Origin of the sequence: Citrobacter sp. Cpo065 (assembly GCF_030332805.1) — a bacterium.
GTDB classification, from domain to species: domain Bacteria; phylum Pseudomonadota; class Gammaproteobacteria; order Enterobacterales; family Enterobacteriaceae; genus Citrobacter; species Citrobacter portucalensis.
In genome coordinates this window covers 177527-195949 of sequence record NZ_JAOWHC010000029.1, presented here as the reverse complement: position 1 = coordinate 195949, position 18423 = coordinate 177527, and the positions used below count along the sequence as shown (strand labels likewise).

Below are 18423 nucleotides of genomic sequence, written 5' to 3'. Positions count from 1 at the left end.
TAAGACTATGGTCAGGAAGACACCCCTTGCCTTTGCCCTTTGCACATTGCTGACCGCCACCCCGCTGGCATTCGCTTCGTTCGATATGGAAGACTGCAAATGGAGCGACGACAGCTGCCTGCTGAAGGGAACGCCGACCTTTAACCCTGAAAACGACAGCCGCGACAACCTGCTGCGGCTGCTGAGCCAGGAAAAATCATTTGTTCTGCCCGTGCAGTCGATGCCCGCAGACATCACTCGCTCCCGAGATTTCTATTTTGCCTATCACCCGCAATGGGATGAGGCTGCCCCGCAAACAGCGGCAGCTCAGGCATCCGCCGCGGACAGTCCTCTCTCCCGACAGATGGCCGAGCTGAACATTAGCGCCGACGAAATAAACATCAATGACGCTGAGCTAGAGAACCGTCATGTTTCGAATAATACCGGGAGCGTTAGCGCCTTTTTTGCCGCGCTGTTGGCCGATTCTACATTAACAGCGGAACAGCGTCAGGCTTTAGCCCAGGCGCGTACAGGACTGCTTTCTGGGGCAACCCGCGAGCAAATTGAGTCTTCTCTTGCCACCTTCCCGGCAGATTCTCAAGCTCTGCCCTATAAAAGCTATCTGGCAGCAGCCGCCAGTTTCTATGCCGGTGATTATGCCAGTGCCGAACGGGATTTCACTCAGCTTGCTACAAGCGACCGTCCGTGGTTAGCAGAGACCGCGCAATACATGCTGATGCGCACGGCGTTGAACAAGAGCAGTCAGAACAGCGTGGGCGAGTACGGCGATTTTGATATTGCGAAAATTAACCGCGAGGATGCCACTCAGGCTCAAGAGTTGGCGCAGACCTATCTGCAGCGTTTTCCCCAAGGACTCTACGCTGACTCTTCACGAGGCATGTTGCGTCGCATCAACTGGTATTTACAGTCATGGCCGCAGCTGGCCGGGTTGTATGAACAGGCTTTGCAGCAGTCGGCAGACGCACGGCAACTGCGCGAAAATGTCATCGAATACGATAATGTCTATGGCATGGCGTTCTACGACCAGTCCGTCGTTGAGTCCTTCCCCGACGCGCCGCGAGTCAGCTATATCGAACTACTACGCGCGCTGCGCCTGGATAACAATAACAAACCGACGCTGACGCAGGCACAGCTCGACGCCAGCAAACCGGTGTTTGAACAGAGCCAAAAACTGCCGCTATGGCGCGATCTGCAACTGAATCTGTGGCTGGCAACGGGCAACTACGCGGCAATTATTCAGGCAGTTACGCCAGCGCAGAAACTTGCCGCTCACGATACCCTCGCCTTCAGCGAACAGGTGCTGTACGGCGAAGCGTTGATGGGCCAGAAAAAATGGGCCGAGGCGCGCAATTTCTGGCAGCAGTTGTTAAAACTCAGCCAGGATAACGAACAGCAGCAATATGTACAGGCTAAGCTTGCCGCCACGCTGGTGTATAGCGGCGACGTGGCAGCGGTTTTCGCACCGAATAGCGCGGTGACCAACCTGCGCTTTCGTTCGCAGGTACTGAAAACGCAGGCCACACCAGAACTGCTGCGCCAGCAGGCCGTTCATGGCCCGAATAACGAAGAGCGTACCATTGCGTTGCATACGCTGCTGGTGCGGGATCTAACAGAGAATCGTTTTGGCGACTGGCTTACTGACAGAAAGCTGGCCAGCGCGATTACATCACCGGTCATTGGCGAAGCGTTTGATGACGTTAACCTGAGCATATTCGACTGGAATGGCGACACGGCGCAGGCGGGTTATACGTGCCGCAGCCTCAATGAAACGGTAACGGTATTGAGCAAAAAAGCGGATGATGCTCACGCGCTGAACTGCCTTGGCGAATTCTTCCGCACCACGCAAACACATGTCGACCTGTGGAAAAGCAGCGCTGGCAACGACGTGCTTGAATCAGCTATCTCGCGCAAGAAACCGTTCGGCCAGTTCGACAGACAGAGCTACTACCAGCAGGTAATCACCTCACCCACCGCGGAAGTCGAAGATAAGAGCTTCGCGCTGTATCGCGCCATCATGTGCTATGCGCCATCAGGCGCTAACGAATGTGGCGGAGAAGACGTGGACAAATTGCAGCGTAAGGGCTGGTTCACCCAACTGAAAACGCAGTATCCGGGAAGCCCGTGGGCGCAAAAACTCAAATATTACTGGTAACCGCACTGCTTCTCGGCCAGGCACAGGCGGCGGATATCGTCGCCGCCCGTGAACATTCAGCCTTCTGGCTGTGGTCTGGGGTGAAAGCCAGTGACGAGCTGAAAGACGCGCAAACGGTTTATCTGCACCAGGGCGAGGTACTGGTTCGTTCCGGTAACGTGGTGTTCCAGCGCCTCGGACTGCCGGTCAGTCGTCTGTCTTTTCCCTCAATCTGGCTGACCGTACGCTTTACAACCCTCGACGTACCGGAAGAGATCCCGGTGCGTATCATACGGTTGATGCAGCGCTGGCAGACCGCCGGGAATAACGTCGTCGGCCTGCAGGTTGATTTTGACGCAGCGACCCATCAACTGACCGACTACGCCCGCTTTCTGCAGCAACTGCGCCAACAGCTCCCGGCCGAGTTTGCGCTAGGGGTAACCGGACTACTGGATTGGGCAAAAACGGGCGACGTCGCTACGCTGAACGCGTTGGCGGTCGATGAACTGGTGGTGCAAAGCTATCAGGGGCGTCGCACGGTGACGAATTATCAGGCGTATCTACCCGCGCTGAGCCGCCTGCGCATTCCATTTAAGCTGGGACTGGTGCAAAACGGTAGCCGAGATCCACTGGCTGAAGCGCAGCTTGAGAAATCTCCGTGGTACCGCGGCACGGTGGTGTTTATGCTTAATCCTTCTCGCCGTTAAGCCTTCGCTTTGTGATGGCAGCAGCCGGAGAGATTATCCATAATCGGACATTCAGCGCTGTCATCACCCGGGCAACTGTCCGCCAGCGCCAGTAAATGCAAGCGCATGGCCTGCAGCTCACTGATATGCCGCTCAATATCCGCCACCTTTTCCAGGGTGCGCTTTTTCACATCCGCGCTGTGACGCGCCGGATCGTTAAACAGGTTTACCAGCTCGCCGCACTCTTCCAGATTAAATCCAACCTGCCGCGCCTGACGCAGCAACGTCAGTTCATTCAGATGCTGTTGGTTGTAAGTGCGATAGCCATTGTCACTACGCAGCGGCGGCGTCACCAGTCCTTTCTCTTCATAAAAGCGAATGGCTTTGCTGGTTAAACCGGTTTTTTTCGCAACATCGCTAATATTCACATTTCCCCCGCGGTGCTTGTTGGTGCTGAGCCATATTATAGCCCAGATTGCCGTAATCATTTACCCGAGAAATCTGCACATTATAAGCCAACAAAGAGATGAATAAATCCTTTCTATTCACATTGTTATACCCGATACAGATCACATTTCAGTATTTATTGACCGTACAAAATTGACTCAAATCAAAAGATATATTGGTTATGCATCTTTCATATTGAACAAAGGGAAACATTTTTATATACAAATGCGAATGATAATGATGATCATTTACATTTAATAAAGGTTCTCTTATGTTGCCACGGATTAACCAAAGGCCATTTATTCTTTCAGCCCTGACATTATGCATGTCCGGCGCTGCTTCTGCAGCTACCTCTACAACACACGCTTCAGCGCCCGACGATGATACGGTGATCGTCACGGCTAACCGCTCTGAAAGTAGTCTCTGGGATAGCCCGGCAACTATTCAGGTTATCGATCGCCAGACGCTGCAAAACTCCACCAGCGTTTCTATTGCTGATGATTTACAAGATATTCCCGGCGTCGAAGTCACCGATAACGCCCTCGCTGGCCGGAAACAAATTCGTATCCGTGGCGAAGCCTCTTCGCGGGTGCTGATTTTGATCGACGGCCAGGTCGTCAGCTACCAGCGCGCCGGGCAAAACTACGGGGCCGGTTTGCTGATTGACGAATCCGCGCTGGAACGGATTGAAGTAGTAAAAGGCCCCTACTCTGTCCTTTACGGTTCGCAGGCGATTGGCGGTGTCGTAAACTTTATTACCAAAAAAGGCGGCGATAAGCCTCTCGGCGGCAGCGTTAAGGCCGTTTATAACTCCGCAACGGCAGGATGGGAAGAATCAGCAGCAGCCTGGGGCAGCATCGGAAACTTTGACTACCGCATCAATGGCAGCTATTCCGACCAGGGGGACCGCGATACACCTGACGGGAGATTGCCCGACACCAATTTCCGTAATAACGGCCAGGGCGTGTGGCTTGGCTACAATTTCGATCGCCATAAAATCGGACTCTCCCTCGATCGTTACAAACTGTCTACTCAAACCTGGTTTGACGATCCAGAGGGCCAGTTCGACGACTTTAGCGTCAAAATACCTAAGCTGGAACGCGAGAAAATCGGTCTTTTCTACGACTACGCGGCTGGCGGGGATTACCTGAGGAAAATCCATGTTGACGCATACACCCAGACAATAGAGCGCAAATTTGAAAACCGGGTCAAAACGACTCAGGTAATCCCCAGCCCGGCGATTAAAGCGCTGACGATAAACAATCAAACCAATACCAACGACAAACAGTATACCCAGGGGGTAACGCTGCAGGGCAATTTCTCCCTTCCCGCGAACAACGAGCTGGTGATTGGCACTCAATATCAGCATGACAAAATCAAACAGGACACAGACGGCAGTACGCGCCAGACCGCAGCTACCGGCTTCTTCGATACGCAAACCCGCACCCTGTCATACAACGAAGCGGAGCAAAGCAACACCTCATTGTTCGCGCAAAACGACTGGCGCTTTGCCGATGACTGGACCTGGACCGTAGGCGCACGCCAGTACTGGCTGTCTTCGAAGCTCAATCGCAACGATACGCAAACCCTGCAAAGCAGCGGCAGCACCTGGCATTCCACCGGGGGAAATTCAGTACACGATGATGAACTGGTGACCTCAACCAGCCTACGCTATTCCGGTTTTAAAGATCTTGAACTCCGGGCAGCATATGCCCAGGGCTATGTTTTCCCCACGTTGACTCAGTTGTTTATGCAGACGTCCGCAGGCGGAAGCGTGACCTACGGCAACCCAAACCTGAAGGCGGAACACTCGAATAACTATGAGCTGGGCGCACGGTATAAAGGGAATATGTGGCTGATTGACGGCGCCATTTATTACTCCGAAGCCAAAGACTATATCGCCAGCCTGGCCTGTTCAGGCCAACCCGTTTGCAGCGGTAATACCACCTCTTCACGGGGCGGCTATTACTACTACGAAAACATCGATCGGGCCAAAACCTGGGGCATGGAACTCACCGCAGAATACAACGGCTGGGCGGTTTCACCTTACCTGAGCGGTAATCTCATTCGCCGTCAGTACGAAGGCAATACCCTAAAAACCTGGGATACCGGCGAACCCACGCTGACCGGGCGTGTCGGCCTGAAACATACCTGGTTGATGAATGTCGCTAACGTGACGTCCGATGCCTTTATCCGCGCGGCGTCCAGCGCTAAAGATAATACCGGCACCACGGAAATCAACTACCCAGGCTGGGCCACACTTAACCTCGCATTCAACACCGAGTTCGGTCCGCAGGACCAGTATCAGGTCAACCTCGCGCTCAACAACCTGACCGATAAGCGTTACAGAACCGCACATGAATCTATTCCAGATGCTGGTTTCAATGCCGCCGTTGGCTTTGCGTGGAATTTCTGACGATGAAAAAACTCATGATTGGCTTACTGAGCCTCGCCTGCGTTTTCAGTGCCCAGTCCGCCGACCGCCTGGTGGTGGCGGGCGGCTCGCTTAGTGAACTGGTATACGCCATGGGCGTCGGCAACCGGGTGGTTGGCGTTGATGAAACCACCTCGTATCCGCCCGAAACTGCCGCACTCCCGCATATCGGCTACTGGAAGCAGTTAAGCAGCGAGGGCATTTTGTCGCTCCATCCGGACAGCTTTATCACCTGGCAGGATGCAGGTCCCCAAATCGTGTTGGATCAGTTGCGGGCGCAAAAGGTTAACGTCGTGACGTTGCCGCGCGTACCGGCCACCGTCGAACAGATGTACGCCAACATTCGAGAACTGGCTACAACACTGCACATTCCTGACCAAGGTGAGGCGCTAGTCAATCGCCTGCAGCAACGTCTGGAGCGTATTAAGCACAGCGTGGCGGCGAAAAACGCGCCGGTCAAAGCCATGTTCATTCTCTCTGCTGGCGGCAGCGCACCTCAGATCGCTGGAAAAGGCAGCGTTGCCGATGCCATTATGACCCTCGCAGGCGCACAAAATGTCGCCACCCATGCGCAGTATAAAAGCTACAGCGCGGAGTCACTGATCGCCGCCAACCCGGAGGTGATCGTGGTGACGTCGCAAATGGTCGATGGCGGTCCGGCTCGCCTGAGCGCGATTGCCGGTATTACCCACACTGCGGCCTGGAAAAACCAGCGCATTGTGGCGGTAGACCAGGCGCTGATTCTGGGAATGGGACCACGCGTCGCCGATGCGGTTGAAGCCCTGCACCAGCAATTCTGGCCTCACTAACTGGATTTATTAAGAAGAATGAAAACTGAACATTCGCTGGATCTCACCGCGCATTTTGCGCTCGAGGGAAGTCAGCCATTTAAGGATCGCCGCGCCACGATGCCCTGGCGTGGGGCGATCCCGGTTGCCAAAGAGCTATTGTCACAGACCTGGCAGGAGGTCATCAACCAGCCAACCCCACCGCGTAAACGGCTGGTGTACTTGCATATTCCTTTTTGTGCAACACATTGTACTTTCTGCGGTTTTTATCAAAACCGATTTGAAGAAGACAACTGCGCCCGCTACACCAACGCGCTGTTGCGCGAAATAGAGATGGAAGCTGATAGCGCATTACATCAGTCAGCCCCCATTCACGCCGTCTATTTTGGCGGCGGTACGCCTTCTGCGCTGTCTGCACAGGACCTGGCCAGAATCATTACCGCGCTGCGTGACAAGCTACCGTTGGCGCCGGACTGCGAAATCACCATTGAGGGACGGGTGCTCAATTTTGACGATGCGCGAATTGATGCCTGCCTTGACGCTGGCGCCAATAGATTTTCAATCGGTATTCAGTCTTTTAACAGCCGAATCCGCAAGAAAATGGCGCGTACTTCGGACGGCCCGACCGCGACGGCCTTTATGCAGGGACTGGTAAAACGAGATCGTGCCGCCGTGGTGTGCGATCTGCTGTTTGGTCTGCCAGGACAAGACGCAAAACTGTGGGGCGAGGATCTGGCGATTGCCCGCGACATCGGCCTCGACGGCGTAGATCTTTATGCGCTGAATCTGATCCCTAATACACCGCTTGGCAAAGCGGTTGAAACCGGGCGCACAACCGTTCCCTCTCCCGCCGAACGCCGCGATCTCTATCTTCAGGGCTGCGATTTCATGGACAGCGCGGGCTGGCGCTGCATCAGCAACAGCCACTGGGCGCGTACCACACGGGAACGCAATCTGTACAACCTGCTGATTAAACAGGGTGCAGACTGTCTGGCATTCGGCTCTGGCGCAGGAGGGTCAGTCAATGGCTATTCCTGGATGGTCGAGCGCAACCTGAATACATGGCATGAATCTATCGCCGCCGGAAAAAAACCGCTAATGATGATGATGCGCACCGCCGAGCGTGGTTTCCAGTGGCGACACACTCTCCAGGCCGGTATTGAGACGGCCCGCATTCCGCTGGATGAGCTGACGCCTCATGCACAAAAACTGGCCCCGCTACTGACCCAATGGCATCACGCAGGGCTGACGCGAGATGCCAGCACCTGTGTACGCCTGACCAATGAAGGGCGTTTTTGGGCGAGCAATATTTTGCAGTCTCTTGATGAACTGATTCAGGAACTTAACGCGCCGCGCATTGCGGTAGAGCAACCATAAAAGGAGTGAATAATGAGCCATGTCTCTTTACAGGATTTTTTGAAAACTGAGCCGGACGGTACGCTGGAAGCTATCGCAGCCCAGTACAACACTACATTGCTGGAGGTGGTGAAAAACCTCCCTTCCCCAACGCTGGTTTCCGGCAGTCAATTTGATACCGTCTGGGAAACCGTCTGCGAATGGGGCAAAGTCACCACCCTGGTCCATACTGCTGATGTCATTCTGGAATTCACCGGTGAATTACCTTCCGGATTCCACCGCCACGGTTACTTCAACCTGCGCGGCAAAAAAGGCATGACCGGTCATATCAAGGCAGAAAACTGCACGCATATTGCCCTGATTGAACGCAAATTTATGGGAATGGACACTGCGTCCATTCTCTTCTTCAACCAGGCGGGTAGCGCTATGTTCAAAATTTTCCTCGGTCGCGATGAGCATCGACAGCTGCTGGCCGAACAGGTCAGCGCCTTTCACACGTTGTCTTCATCTTTAAAGGAACATGCCTGATGGCTCCATGGCTTATTTTTGGTGCAGGTGGAAGCGGCGTCGGCGCGAAAACGCTGAAGCTCGCACTGGCGGAGCATCGTCCGGTGATTGCTGTCGTTCGCAATCCCCAGGTTGCTGCCGGGCTGCAGGAAAAAGGTGTGCAGGTTTTTATTGGCGACGCCTGCGACAGCCAGGTCACCGCCTGCGCCTGTCGCGCAGCAGGTCAGCATGCCACGGTAATCTCCTCCATGGGCGGTGCCCAGGATTATCTGGCGCACAGAACCGTCATTGATGAAGCAGAAAAAGCTGAGATCAAACGCATGATTCTGGTTACCTCTCTGGGCTGTGGCGACAGTTGGCCCTTTTTGTCCCCACGCGCCAGGGCCGCATTTGGCCAGGCCGTACGGGAAAAATCGTTGGCTGAAAGCTGGCTACAAACCAGTCTACTGGACTACGCCATTCTCCGCCCCGGCGGTTTGCTGAATGGTGAAGCCACAGGTCTGGCGCAACGCATACAGGCCGAGGAGTGTCATGGCTTTGTGATGCGCGCGGATGTTGCCAGGCACATTCACGAACTGGCCACGGCGCCGACACTCAATAACCAGATTTACAGTTTAGTTGAGCCGGGACTGAAACCCGCGTAAACCCCTCGCGGCGCGGAAACTTCGCGCCGCAAAGACGTTATGGAGCGTTGCGTGCTTAAGGACTCGCTTTCTTCCGTCAGCATTCTGACGGGCCTTTCTCTCTTGCTGGTCGCTCTGATGCTGTTCGGTGCCAGCCAGGGGGCGTTGAACATTAGCTTCAGCGCCCTGTTCAACGACGAATACCGAGATATCTGGTTGAACATCCGCCTGCCCCGCGTACTGCTGGCCGTTTTGGTCGGTGCTGCGCTGGCTACGGCAGGGGTCATTATGCAGGGACTTTTTCGCAATCCAATGGCCGATCCCGGCCTGCTTGGCGTCAGCAGCGGCTCCGCGCTGATGGTCGGCATCGCGATAGTTATCCCATTTTCATTCCCCGTAGTGCTGGTGTTGTATGAGCAGATGATTTTTGCCGTCGCGGGCAGCATGGTGGTCTGCACGATTATTTTCCTGATAAGTCAGCGTCATAACCACGGCGGAATGATGCAACTACTGTTAGCAGGTATCGCTATCAATGCTCTGTGCGGTTCGGCTATTGGTGTGCTGAGCTATGTGGGCGACGAACAGCAGCTACGTCAACTTACGCTGTGGATGATGGGGAATCTCGGCCAGGCCCAGTGGCCAACGCTGCTGGTTGCCAGCACGTTTGTTCTTCCAGCCATTGCAGTCACCGTCTGTATGGCGGGAACGCTTAATTTGCTGCAGTTGGGTGATGAAGAGGCGCATTACCTCGGCGTAAACGTCAAACGTAAGCGCCAGCAGTTACTGTTGCTCAGCTCGCTCCTGGTTGGCGCTGCCGTTTCCGTCAGCGGCGTGATTGGCTTTATTGGCCTGGTGATCCCGCATCTGATCAGAATGACTACCGGCGCCGATCATCGCTGGTTGATTCCTTGCTCTACGTTGGCCGGTGCCTGTTTACTTCTGATTGCCGACACGCTGGCCCGCACACTTGTTCAGCCTGCCGAAATGCCCGTTGGTCTGTTAACCAGCCTGATCGGTGGACCGTATTTCCTGTGGTTAATACTGCGTAGCCGGAGGATGTCATGATCGTCGCTGAAAATCTGGTCTACCACATTCAGGGCAGACGACTGACCGATGACGTTTCCCTGACGCTACCTGATGGAGAAATCATCGCGATTCTTGGCCCGAATGGGGCCGGAAAATCGACGCTGCTTCGCCAGCTTACGGGCTATCTGCAGCCCCACAGCGGGCGTTGTAGCTTGTTTGGCAAGCCGCTGAACGAGTGGTCAATCACCGAGCTGGCAAAAACCCGTGCTGTGATGCGCCAGAACAGTCATATGGCCTTCCCGTTTAGCGTGCAGGAGGTCATCCGCATGGGCAGGCATCCGTATCGTACGCGCAACACGGGCGATGAAACGGAGCACATCATGACGTTGTGTGACTGCCAGGCGCTGGCCGCGCGCGATTACCGGCACTTGTCGGGAGGAGAACAACAGCGGGTACAGCTGGCGCGTCTGCTGGTTCAACTTTGGGAGCCCGAACCCAGGCCAAAATGGTTGTTTCTCGATGAACCCACCTCCGCCCTGGATATTCACCACCAACAGCATCTTTTTCGTCTGCTGCGTCGTCTGGTAGGTGAACGACAGTTCAGCGTCTGCTGCGTCCTGCACGATCTCAACCTTGCGGCGCGCTATGCTGACCGCGTTGTATTGATGGAACGCGGCAGGATAGTTGATAACGGTCGTCCGCAGGATGTTCTGCAGCAATCGTCACTAAATGCACTGTACGGCGCCGATCTCACGGTGATGAATGAACCGCAGCATCGAACGCCGCTTATCGTTCTCAATCAATAACAGACCGGGAACGTGCTGACCTGACGTTCCCGTTTTTCTTCCTTTACGCCCTTTTTGCACCTTTTCTAAAAACTCCCTTGACCTTCCCCTAGATGGAAGGTTTAACCTTTATCACAGTCAGTTAATCCTGCAATAAAGGAGTTGGTTATGTCTCAAACAATCGATCTAACCCTGGACGGCTTGTCCTGTGGTCACTGCGTAAAACGCGTTAAAGAAAGTCTGGAGCAACGCCCGGACGTTGAGCAAGCGGATGTCACTGTGACTGAAGCGCACATCACCGGGAGCGCCAGTGCTGAAGCGCTGATTGAAACCATCAAACAAGCCGGTTACGGCGCGGAGTTAAGCCACCCAAAGGCTAAACCGCTGACGGAGTCATCAATCCCGTCGGAAGCACTGGCAGCGGTCCCTTCCGAGCTTCCGGCAGCTACGGCTGATGATGACAGCCAACAGTTGCTGTTAAACGGCATGAGCTGCGCCAGCTGTGTTATCCGCGTACAAGATGCTCTGCAAAGCGTACCGGGTGTCACGCAGGCACGGGTAAACCTGGCGGAACGTACTGCGCTGGTAATGGGCAGTGCGTCCGCCGACCAGTTAGTGAAAGCGGTGGAAAAAGCGGGCTACGGCGCAGAAGCCATTGAAGATGATGTTAAGCGCCGCGAGCGTCAGCAAGAAACCGCCGTAGCAACCATGAAACGTTTTCGCTGGCAGGCGGCCGTCGCGCTGCTGTTGGGTATCCCTGTCATGGTATGGGGAATGATTGGCGAAAACATGATGGTCACTGACGACAACCGCAGCCTGTGGCTGACGATTGGTCTGGCAACGCTTGCCGTGATGGTTTTCGCGGGCGGTCATTTTTACCGCAATGCGTGGAAAAGCCTGATGAACGGCACCGCGACCATGGATACGCTGGTGGCGCTGGGTACAGGGGTGGCATGGCTTTATTCTATGAGCGTCAACCTCTGGCCGCAATGGTTCCCGATGGAAGCGCGACACCTCTATTATGAAGCCAGTGCGATGATTATCGGTCTGATTAACCTCGGGCACATGCTGGAAGCGCGGGCTCGCCAGCGTTCGTCCAAAGCACTGGAAAAATTACTCGATCTGACGCCGCCGACCGCGCGTGTTGTTACCGACGAAGGTGAAAAGAACGTGCCGCTGGCAGACGTTCAGGCGGGAATGTTGCTGCGCCTGACCACCGGTGACCGCGTTCCGGTAGATGGCGAAATCACTCAGGGAGAAGCCTGGCTGGATGAAGCCATGCTGACCGGAGAGCCTATTCCGCAACAAAAAGGCGAAGGCGATAGCGTCCACGCCGGTACGGTCGTACAGGACGGCAGCGTGCTGTTCCGCGCCAGTGCCGTTGGCAGCCATACCACGCTGTCACGCATTATTCGTATGGTGCGCCAGGCGCAAAGCAGTAAACCGGAGATTGGTAAACTAGCCGACCGTATCTCCTCAGTGTTCGTTCCGGTCGTCGTCGTCATTGCGCTGGTGAGTGCGGCAATCTGGTATTTCTTCGGGCCGGCACCACAAATTGTTTATACGCTGGTGATTGCCACTACCGTACTGATTATTGCCTGCCCTTGTGCGCTGGGCCTGGCTACACCAATGTCGATTATTTCCGGTGTGGGTCGTGCTGCTGAGTTTGGGGTTCTGGTACGTGATGCCGATGCGCTTCAGCGCGCCAGTACGCTTGATACCGTCGTATTTGATAAAACCGGGACATTGACTGAAGGTAAACCGCAGGTTGTCGCCATCAAAACGTTTGGCAACACCGATGAAGCACTGGCAATTCGTCTGGCAGCAGCCCTTGAACAGGGGTCCAGCCACCCGCTGGCCAGAGCGATACTGGACAAAGCCGGTGATGTTACGCTGCCACAGGTCAATGGTTTCCGTACGCTGCGCGGTTTAGGCGTAAGCGGTGAAACGGAAGGTCATACGCTGCTGCTGGGCAACCAGGCGCTGCTCAATGAGCAACAGGTAGATACCACTGAAATGGAAGCTGAAATCACCGCTCAGGCATCCCAGGGTTCAACCCCGGTCCTGTTGGCGATTGATGGTAAAGCGGCGGCTCTGTTAGCGGTGCGTGATCCGCTGCGTAGCGACAGCGTGGCAGCACTTCAGCGTCTGCACCGCAACGGGTATCGTCTGGTGATGCTTACCGGTGACAACCCGACCACGGCTAACGCTATTGCCAAAGAAGCCGGTATTGATGAGGTGATTGCCGGTGTTCTGCCGGACGGTAAAGCCGAGGCGATTAAACGTCTGCAAAGCCAGGGGCGTCAGGTTGCCATGGTGGGTGACGGTATCAACGATGCACCTGCGCTGGCTCAGGCCGATGTAGGGATTGCCATGGGTGGCGGCAGCGATGTGGCGATTGAAACCGCCGCGATTACGCTGATGCGCCATAGCCTGATGGGCGTCGCGGATGCACTGTCTATCTCCCGGGCAACCTTGCGTAATATGAAGCAGAACCTGGTCGGCGCGTTTATTTATAACAGCATCGGTATTCCCGTTGCCGCGGGGATCCTGTGGCCGTTCACCGGAACACTGCTGAATCCGGTCGTTGCCGGGGCGGCGATGGCGCTCTCCTCCATTACTGTGGTGAGCAACGCTAACCGACTGCTGCGCTTCAAACCGAAAGAGTAACCCTCTACCGCATGGCGCTCACGCTTATCCGGCCTACAAAGTGCAGGTAACATTGTAGGCTGGATAAGACGATTTCGCGTCGCCATCCGGCGATTCTCGCATTGCACCTTCCTGGACCACGCGCTAGCATGAAAGTCTACTTAGGGAGGTCGTATGGATCTGTTATACCGGGTAAAAACATTTTTCACCGCGCTACGCGGCAACCACTATACCTGGCCTGCCATCGACATTTCATTGCCCGGCAACCGCCATTTTCATCTGATTGGCAGTATTCACATGGGCAGTCGCGATATGGCTCCTCTGCCTGCCAAATTACTCAAAAAACTCAACCATGCCGACGCGCTGATTGTCGAAGCGGATGTTTCCGGTGACGACGCGCCGTTTGCTAACCTTCCTACATTTGCCGCACTCGAAGAACGTATCAGCCCGGAGCAGTTAGAAAACCTGCGTAAAGTCACCAACGAACTGGGTATTTCCCCATCGCTGTTATCTACTCAGCCGTTGTGGCAAATCGCCATGGTATTACAGGCGACACAGGCACAGCAGTTGGGTCTACGGGCAGAATACGGGATTGATTACCAATTGCTGAAAGCGGCAAAACAAGCGCATAAACCCGTTATCGAGTTGGAAGGCGCATCCAGTCAAATAGAGCTGTTATGTCAGTTGCCTGATAATGGACTGGCTCTGTTGGACGATACTCTGACGCACTGGCATACCAATGCCAGATTGTTGCAACAAATGATGGGCTGGTGGCTTAAAACACCGCCACGCAATAGCGAACTGACGCTTCCCAATACCTTTAGCCAGTCGTTGTATGACGTATTGATGCATCAACGCAACACAGCCTGGCGCGATCGGCTCAGGGCGATGCCTGCTGGTCATTACGTCGTGGCCGTTGGCGCGTTGCATCTGTACGGAGAGGGAAATTTGCCGGAGATGTTACGGTAAAAAAAATGGCCAATATTTCTATTGGCCCGTCAAAGAGGAATTTCATCATTATTATGATCCCAATGCTTAAAGCATCGGTGTAGTTCGATTGTCGCTCAAAGTCATCATCCTGCCAATACTATTGCGCAAGATGGTACTATTTTTTAGACAGACATCAGGCGTATGCTTGAGTCGTATTTTGTCTGGTCCAGGAAAATTGCTATGACACCCGCCGTTAAATTACTCGAAAAAAACAAAATTTCTTTCCAGATCCACACCTACGATCACGATCCGTCCGAGACGAACTTTGGTGATGAAGTGGTGCGCAAGTTAGGTCTGAATGCGGACCAGGTCTACAAAACGCTGCTGGTTGCCGTGAATGGCGATATGAAGCATCTGGCAGTTGCGGTCACGCCTGTAGCCGGTCAACTGGATCTCAAAAAGGTCGCTAAGGCTCTGGGGGCTAAAAAGGTCGATATGGCCGATCCAATGGTTGCGCAACGAACCACCGGTTATCTGGTGGGGGGGATCAGCCCATTAGGACAGAAAAAGAGATTGCCAACGCTCATTGATGCCCCTGCCCAGACGTTTGACACCATTTATGTTTCCGGCGGCAAACGCGGGCTGGATATCGAACTGGCAGCGGGCGATCTGGCGAAAATTCTGGATGCGAAATTCGCCGACATCGCACGCCGCGATTAAGCGGTTATAGAATGATTGCCTGATGGCGCGCAGCTTTAAGGCCTACAAATCGCACTGACCTGTAGGCCGGATAAGGTGCCCGCACCGCCATCCGGCACTCCGCCCTGTTACTGCCAGGTAACTTCCCCCTTCGGCTCATACACACTGGCATCCAGCGGTGAGTTCTTCTGCACGAACTCTTTCAGCACTTCTGCATCAATAAACCCGGTATTCACATAGCCTGGTTTGTTATCAATTCGCGGATAGCCATCGCCGCCGGTTGCGTTGAAGCTTAGCGTTGCCATACGATAGTTTTTGGCTGGGTCAACGGGTTCGCCTTTGATTTTCAAATCGTTAAGCTTGCCGTCTTTCGCCACAAAGCTGACGTTGGCAAACTGTGGATAGGCCCCGGAGTCCGGCTTCATTTGCGCCACGGCGGTCAGATAGTCAATCACCTCTTTCCCGCTCATGTCGGCATACACCACGATGTTTCCGAACGGCTGTACTTTCAGCACGCTCTTATAAGTGATATCGCCGCCTTCGATGGAATCACGGATGCCACCGCCGCTCATCACGCCAAAATCAGCGCTGGTTCGCGCCATTTGCGCAGCCAGCAGCAAATGTCCCATGTTGGTCTGCACGAAACGGACTTTGCTTCGGTCGCCTTCGAGGCGCGCATTGACGCTACCTATTTTCACGTCGAGCTGCGCTTTACCTTTATTCTGGAACGGCGTCAGCAACGAAAGCATTTGCTGATTTTCAGCTATTTCCGGGGTGTAGAGTACGCGCTCACTTTTACCGTTGTCCCAGGTCACTTTTTTCTTCAGGTTGACGGGAATGAGCTGGTAGTTGACCATTTTCATTTCGCCGTTACGGAACTCAAAGTCCGCCCGGCCCACATATTTCCCCCACTCGTGCGCCTGCACAATCCAGATCCCATTTTGCTTGTCTGGCGCACACGGCGTACCTGGTACGTAATCAACCTGCTTCTTGTTCTCTGAAGCCATACACACCGGATCCTGCGAGTGACCACCTACAATCATCGCCAGCGATCCCGCCGGCAGGCTACGCGCCATTTCGACATCGCCAGGGGCATTCGAGCCGTGGTTGCCGTTGTCATAATGTCCCATATGGGTGGTCGCGATAATGATGTCTGGCTTTTCACCCATATTCAGTTCCTGGATAACCAGTTTGGCTTCATCAGCAGGTTTACGGAACTCAATATCGGTAAAGAACTCGGGGTTGCCTATTTTTGCCGTATCGTCGGTGGTTAAACCGAGTACGGCAATTTTTAAATCCTGCCGCTTAAAGATGGCCCACGGCTTAAACAAACGCTCGCCGGTGCTTTTCTGATAGATATTGGCCGAGAGAAACGGGAATTTGGACCATTTTTCCTGCTGGCGCAGTACGGTCATGGGATTATCAAACTCGTGGTTTCCGACCGCCATCGCGTCATAGCCAATCAGGTTCATCCCACGAAAATCAGGTTCCGCATCCTGCAGATCGGACTCCGGTACACCGGTATTAATGTCGCCACCGGAAAGCAGCAGTACGCTGCCCCCTTCCTCTGCCACCTCTTTACGAATACCGTCCACCAGCGTTTTTTGCGCCGCCAGTCCGTATTCTCCGTATTCGCTGCGCCAGAAGTGACCGTGATGATCGTTGGTATGCAGAATGGTAATTTTGTAGGTTTTATCTTTTTCGTACGCTTGTGCAGGCTGACCTGCCAGCGTAAATGCGGCTAATAACGCCAGCGCCACGCCCCGTTTTAAAAACTTCATATTTCTCTCCCTGAGCCAAAATCAACGACTGAAATTACAATGATATGAAATAATAGTCGAAAATGTTTTCAGAAATGAGACTTCCTTCAAACACCTTCCGCAGGTATGTTAGTCAGGTAATAATAACAAAATAGATTACCCTCATAATCGCAACCCAAACAGAAGTGACTTTCTATGGCAATAAGTGAACCAACCCAGCCTGTGGCTGGCGCGTCAGCGTCGGTTGCTAAAGCACGCACCTCATTTGGCATTTTAGGAGCGATCAGCCTCTCCCATCTGCTAAACGATATGATTCAGTCGCTGATCCTGGCGATTTATCCGCTATTGCAGTCAGAGTTCTCGCTAACGTTCATGCAGATCGGGATGATCACCCTAACCTTCCAGCTTGCTTCCTCGCTGCTGCAACCGGTGGTGGGTTACTGGACGGACAAATACCCGATGCCGTGGTCGCTGCCCATTGGGATGTGCTTCACGCTGAGTGGGCTTGTTTTGCTGGCCATGGCCGGTAGTTTCCATATGGTGCTGCTCGCCGCGGCGCTGGTTGGCACCGGCTCTTCGGTATTTCATCCGGAATCGTCCCGCGTGGCGCGCATGGCCTCCGGCGGTCGTCACGGCCTGGCGCAGTCAATTTTCCAGGTTGGCGGCAACTTCGGCAGCTCTCTGGGACCCTTGCTGGCAGCTGTCATCATCGCGCCATATGGTAAGGGTAATGTGGCCTGGTTTGTTCTGGCTGCGTTATTAGCGATTGTCGTCCTGGCACAAATCAGCCGTTGGTATGCCGCGCAGCATCGGATGAGTAAAGGAAAACCGAAAGTTGCCATCGTAAATCCGTTACCGCGCAATAAAGTGGTGCTGGCGGTAAGCATCCTGCTGGTGCTGATTTTCTCCAAATACTTCTATATGGCGAGCATCAGCAGCTATTACACCTTTTATCTGATGCAAAAATTCGGATTATCGGTACAAAACGCCCAGTTTCACCTGTTTGCCTTCCTGTTTGCCGTCGCGGCCGGGACGGTGATTGGCGGACCATTAGGCGATAAAATTGGCAGAAAATATGTTATTTGGGGGTCTATCCTCGGCGTTGCGCCATTTACCCTCGTTTTACCCTACGCAACGCTGGAATGGACCGGAATTTTAACCGTGATCATTGGTTTTATCCTCGCATCGGCGTTTTCTGCTATTTTGGTGTACGCGCAGGAGCTGCTTCCTGGGCGTATCGGCATGGTTTCTGGGCTATTTTTCGGTTTTGCCTTCGGCATGGGCGGCTTGGGAGCCGCGGTGCTAGGGCTGATTGCCGACCATACCAGCATCGATTTGGTCTACAAAATATGTGCTTTCCTGCCACTTCTGGGGATACTGACCATATTCTTACCTGATAACCGACACAAAGCCTGATTTTCTGACGGCCAAAAGTAAATTTTGGCCGTCATTACTTGCAGTAGCCATCAGCCTTTACCTCTCACATATCACCGTACTTTTCCGATCCGTGCTTTTTTACGCTTAAAATCCCGTTTTCTTCAAAATTCAATAATTATTCATAAACATAAACATTAAAATTGTCATAAACTATTACTCGTAGTT

15 protein-coding genes are annotated in these 18423 nt (G+C 53.9%); 13 read left to right on the top strand and 2 right to left on the bottom strand.

Features of this window, described 5'->3' with window-relative positions:
* Positions 1-7: 7 nt before the first annotated feature.
* Both OGY68_RS06950 and OGY68_RS06945 read left to right on the top strand, forming a co-directional pair.
* The gene (locus OGY68_RS06950) at positions 8-2152 is read left to right on the top strand and encodes a PA5441 family protein (protein ID WP_057067788.1); all 2145 of its coding nucleotides are present in this window, start codon (positions 8-10) and stop codon (positions 2150-2152) included.
* On the top strand, positions 2122-2838 hold the full coding sequence (locus OGY68_RS06945) for a DUF3142 domain-containing protein (RefSeq protein WP_057067786.1): 717 nt from the start codon (positions 2122-2124) through the stop codon (positions 2836-2838). The genes OGY68_RS06950 and OGY68_RS06945 overlap by 31 nt, the downstream gene beginning before the upstream one ends.
* Here the strand turns inward: OGY68_RS06945 and cueR are convergent.
* Positions 2835-3245 carry a Cu(I)-responsive transcriptional regulator gene (gene cueR / locus OGY68_RS06940; protein WP_008783984.1) on the bottom strand — a complete coding sequence of 137 codons (411 nt, stop codon included), beginning with the start codon at positions 3243-3245 and terminating at the stop codon, positions 2835-2837. The genes OGY68_RS06945 and cueR overlap by 4 nt on opposite strands.
* Before the next feature lie 290 nt (positions 3246-3535).
* Here cueR and OGY68_RS06935 point away from each other — a divergent pair, with 290 nt between their 5' ends.
* From OGY68_RS06935 to ybaK, 10 genes are all read left to right on the top strand, one after another.
* On the top strand, positions 3536-5680 hold the full coding sequence (locus OGY68_RS06935) for a TonB-dependent receptor plug domain-containing protein (protein WP_057067784.1): 2145 nt from the start codon (positions 3536-3538) through the stop codon (positions 5678-5680).
* A 2-nt stretch (positions 5681-5682) separates the two neighbouring features.
* Positions 5683-6507, top strand: a complete 825-nt coding sequence (locus OGY68_RS06930; protein ID WP_057067782.1) for a heme/hemin ABC transporter substrate-binding protein — start codon at positions 5683-5685, stop codon at positions 6505-6507.
* Positions 6508-6525: 18 nt separating this feature from the next.
* Positions 6526-7863, top strand: coding sequence for a heme anaerobic degradation radical SAM methyltransferase ChuW/HutW (gene hutW, locus OGY68_RS06925; protein WP_218659498.1), 1338 nt, complete (start codon positions 6526-6528; stop codon positions 7861-7863).
* A gap of 12 nt (positions 7864-7875) precedes the next feature.
* The gene (gene hutX / locus OGY68_RS06920; protein WP_032942563.1) at positions 7876-8370 is read left to right on the top strand and encodes a heme utilization cystosolic carrier protein HutX; all 495 of its coding nucleotides are present in this window, start codon (positions 7876-7878) and stop codon (positions 8368-8370) included.
* Positions 8370-8993, top strand: a complete 624-nt coding sequence (gene chuY, locus OGY68_RS06915; RefSeq protein ID WP_057067778.1) for an anaerobilin reductase — start codon at positions 8370-8372, stop codon at positions 8991-8993. Before hutX ends, chuY begins: the two co-directional genes overlap by 1 nt.
* Positions 8994-9044: 51 nt before the next feature.
* Positions 9045-10037: a FecCD family ABC transporter permease gene (locus tag OGY68_RS06910; RefSeq protein WP_048235958.1), complete on the top strand. Its 993-nt coding sequence runs from the start codon at positions 9045-9047 to the stop codon at positions 10035-10037.
* On the top strand, positions 10034-10804 hold the full coding sequence (locus tag OGY68_RS06905) for a heme ABC transporter ATP-binding protein (protein ID WP_032942558.1): 771 nt from the start codon (positions 10034-10036) through the stop codon (positions 10802-10804). The genes OGY68_RS06910 and OGY68_RS06905 overlap by 4 nt, the downstream gene beginning before the upstream one ends.
* Positions 10805-10951: 147 nt before the next feature.
* Positions 10952-13453, top strand: a complete 2502-nt coding sequence (gene copA / locus OGY68_RS06900; RefSeq protein WP_057067776.1) for a copper-exporting P-type ATPase CopA — start codon at positions 10952-10954, stop codon at positions 13451-13453.
* Positions 13454-13606: 153 nt separating this feature from the next.
* Entirely contained in the window at positions 13607-14401 is a 795-nt protein-coding gene (locus OGY68_RS06895; RefSeq protein ID WP_003831057.1) for a TraB/GumN family protein, read from the top strand.
* 201 nt (positions 14402-14602) lie between these two features.
* A complete protein-coding gene (gene ybaK / locus OGY68_RS06890) occupies positions 14603-15082 on the top strand; it encodes a Cys-tRNA(Pro)/Cys-tRNA(Cys) deacylase YbaK (protein WP_003831056.1) in 480 nt (159 codons plus the stop codon).
* 107 nt (positions 15083-15189) lie between these two features.
* On the opposite strand, the gene ushA is transcribed toward ybaK, so the two are convergent.
* Entirely contained in the window at positions 15190-16842 is a 1653-nt protein-coding gene (gene ushA, locus OGY68_RS06885) for a bifunctional UDP-sugar hydrolase/5'-nucleotidase UshA (RefSeq protein ID WP_057067773.1), read from the bottom strand.
* A gap of 174 nt (positions 16843-17016) precedes the next feature.
* Here ushA and fsr point away from each other — a divergent pair, with 174 nt between their 5' ends.
* Positions 17017-18237 (top strand): fosmidomycin MFS transporter, encoded by a 1221-nt coding sequence (gene fsr / locus OGY68_RS06880; RefSeq protein WP_003021788.1) that lies wholly within the window; start codon positions 17017-17019, stop codon positions 18235-18237.
* The last annotated feature ends 186 nt before the right edge of the window (positions 18238-18423 follow it).

Bases quoted from the DNA above. Each gene is read 5' to 3' on its own strand.
- OGY68_RS06950 (WP_057067788.1), top strand. From the start codon at position 8: ATGGTCAGGAAGACACCCCTTGCCTTTGCCCTTTGCACATTGCTGACC.
- OGY68_RS06935 (WP_057067784.1), top strand. From the start codon at position 3,536: ATGTTGCCACGGATTAACCAAAGGCCATTTATTCTTTCAGCCCTGACA.
- OGY68_RS06930 (WP_057067782.1), top strand. From the start codon at position 5,683: ATGAAAAAACTCATGATTGGCTTACTGAGCCTCGCCTGCGTTTTCAGT.
- hutW (WP_218659498.1), top strand. From the start codon at position 6,526: ATGAAAACTGAACATTCGCTGGATCTCACCGCGCATTTTGCGCTCGAG.
- hutX (WP_032942563.1), top strand. From the start codon at position 7,876: ATGAGCCATGTCTCTTTACAGGATTTTTTGAAAACTGAGCCGGACGGT.
- chuY (WP_057067778.1), top strand. From the start codon at position 8,370: ATGGCTCCATGGCTTATTTTTGGTGCAGGTGGAAGCGGCGTCGGCGCG.
- OGY68_RS06905 (WP_032942558.1), top strand. From the start codon at position 10,034: ATGATCGTCGCTGAAAATCTGGTCTACCACATTCAGGGCAGACGACTG.
- copA (WP_057067776.1), top strand. From the start codon at position 10,952: ATGTCTCAAACAATCGATCTAACCCTGGACGGCTTGTCCTGTGGTCAC.
- OGY68_RS06895 (WP_003831057.1), top strand. From the start codon at position 13,607: ATGGATCTGTTATACCGGGTAAAAACATTTTTCACCGCGCTACGCGGC.
- ybaK (WP_003831056.1), top strand. From the start codon at position 14,603: ATGACACCCGCCGTTAAATTACTCGAAAAAAACAAAATTTCTTTCCAG.
- ushA (WP_057067773.1), bottom strand. From the start codon at position 16,842: ATGAAGTTTTTAAAACGGGGCGTGGCGCTGGCGTTATTAGCCGCATTT.
- fsr (WP_003021788.1), top strand. From the start codon at position 17,017: ATGGCAATAAGTGAACCAACCCAGCCTGTGGCTGGCGCGTCAGCGTCG.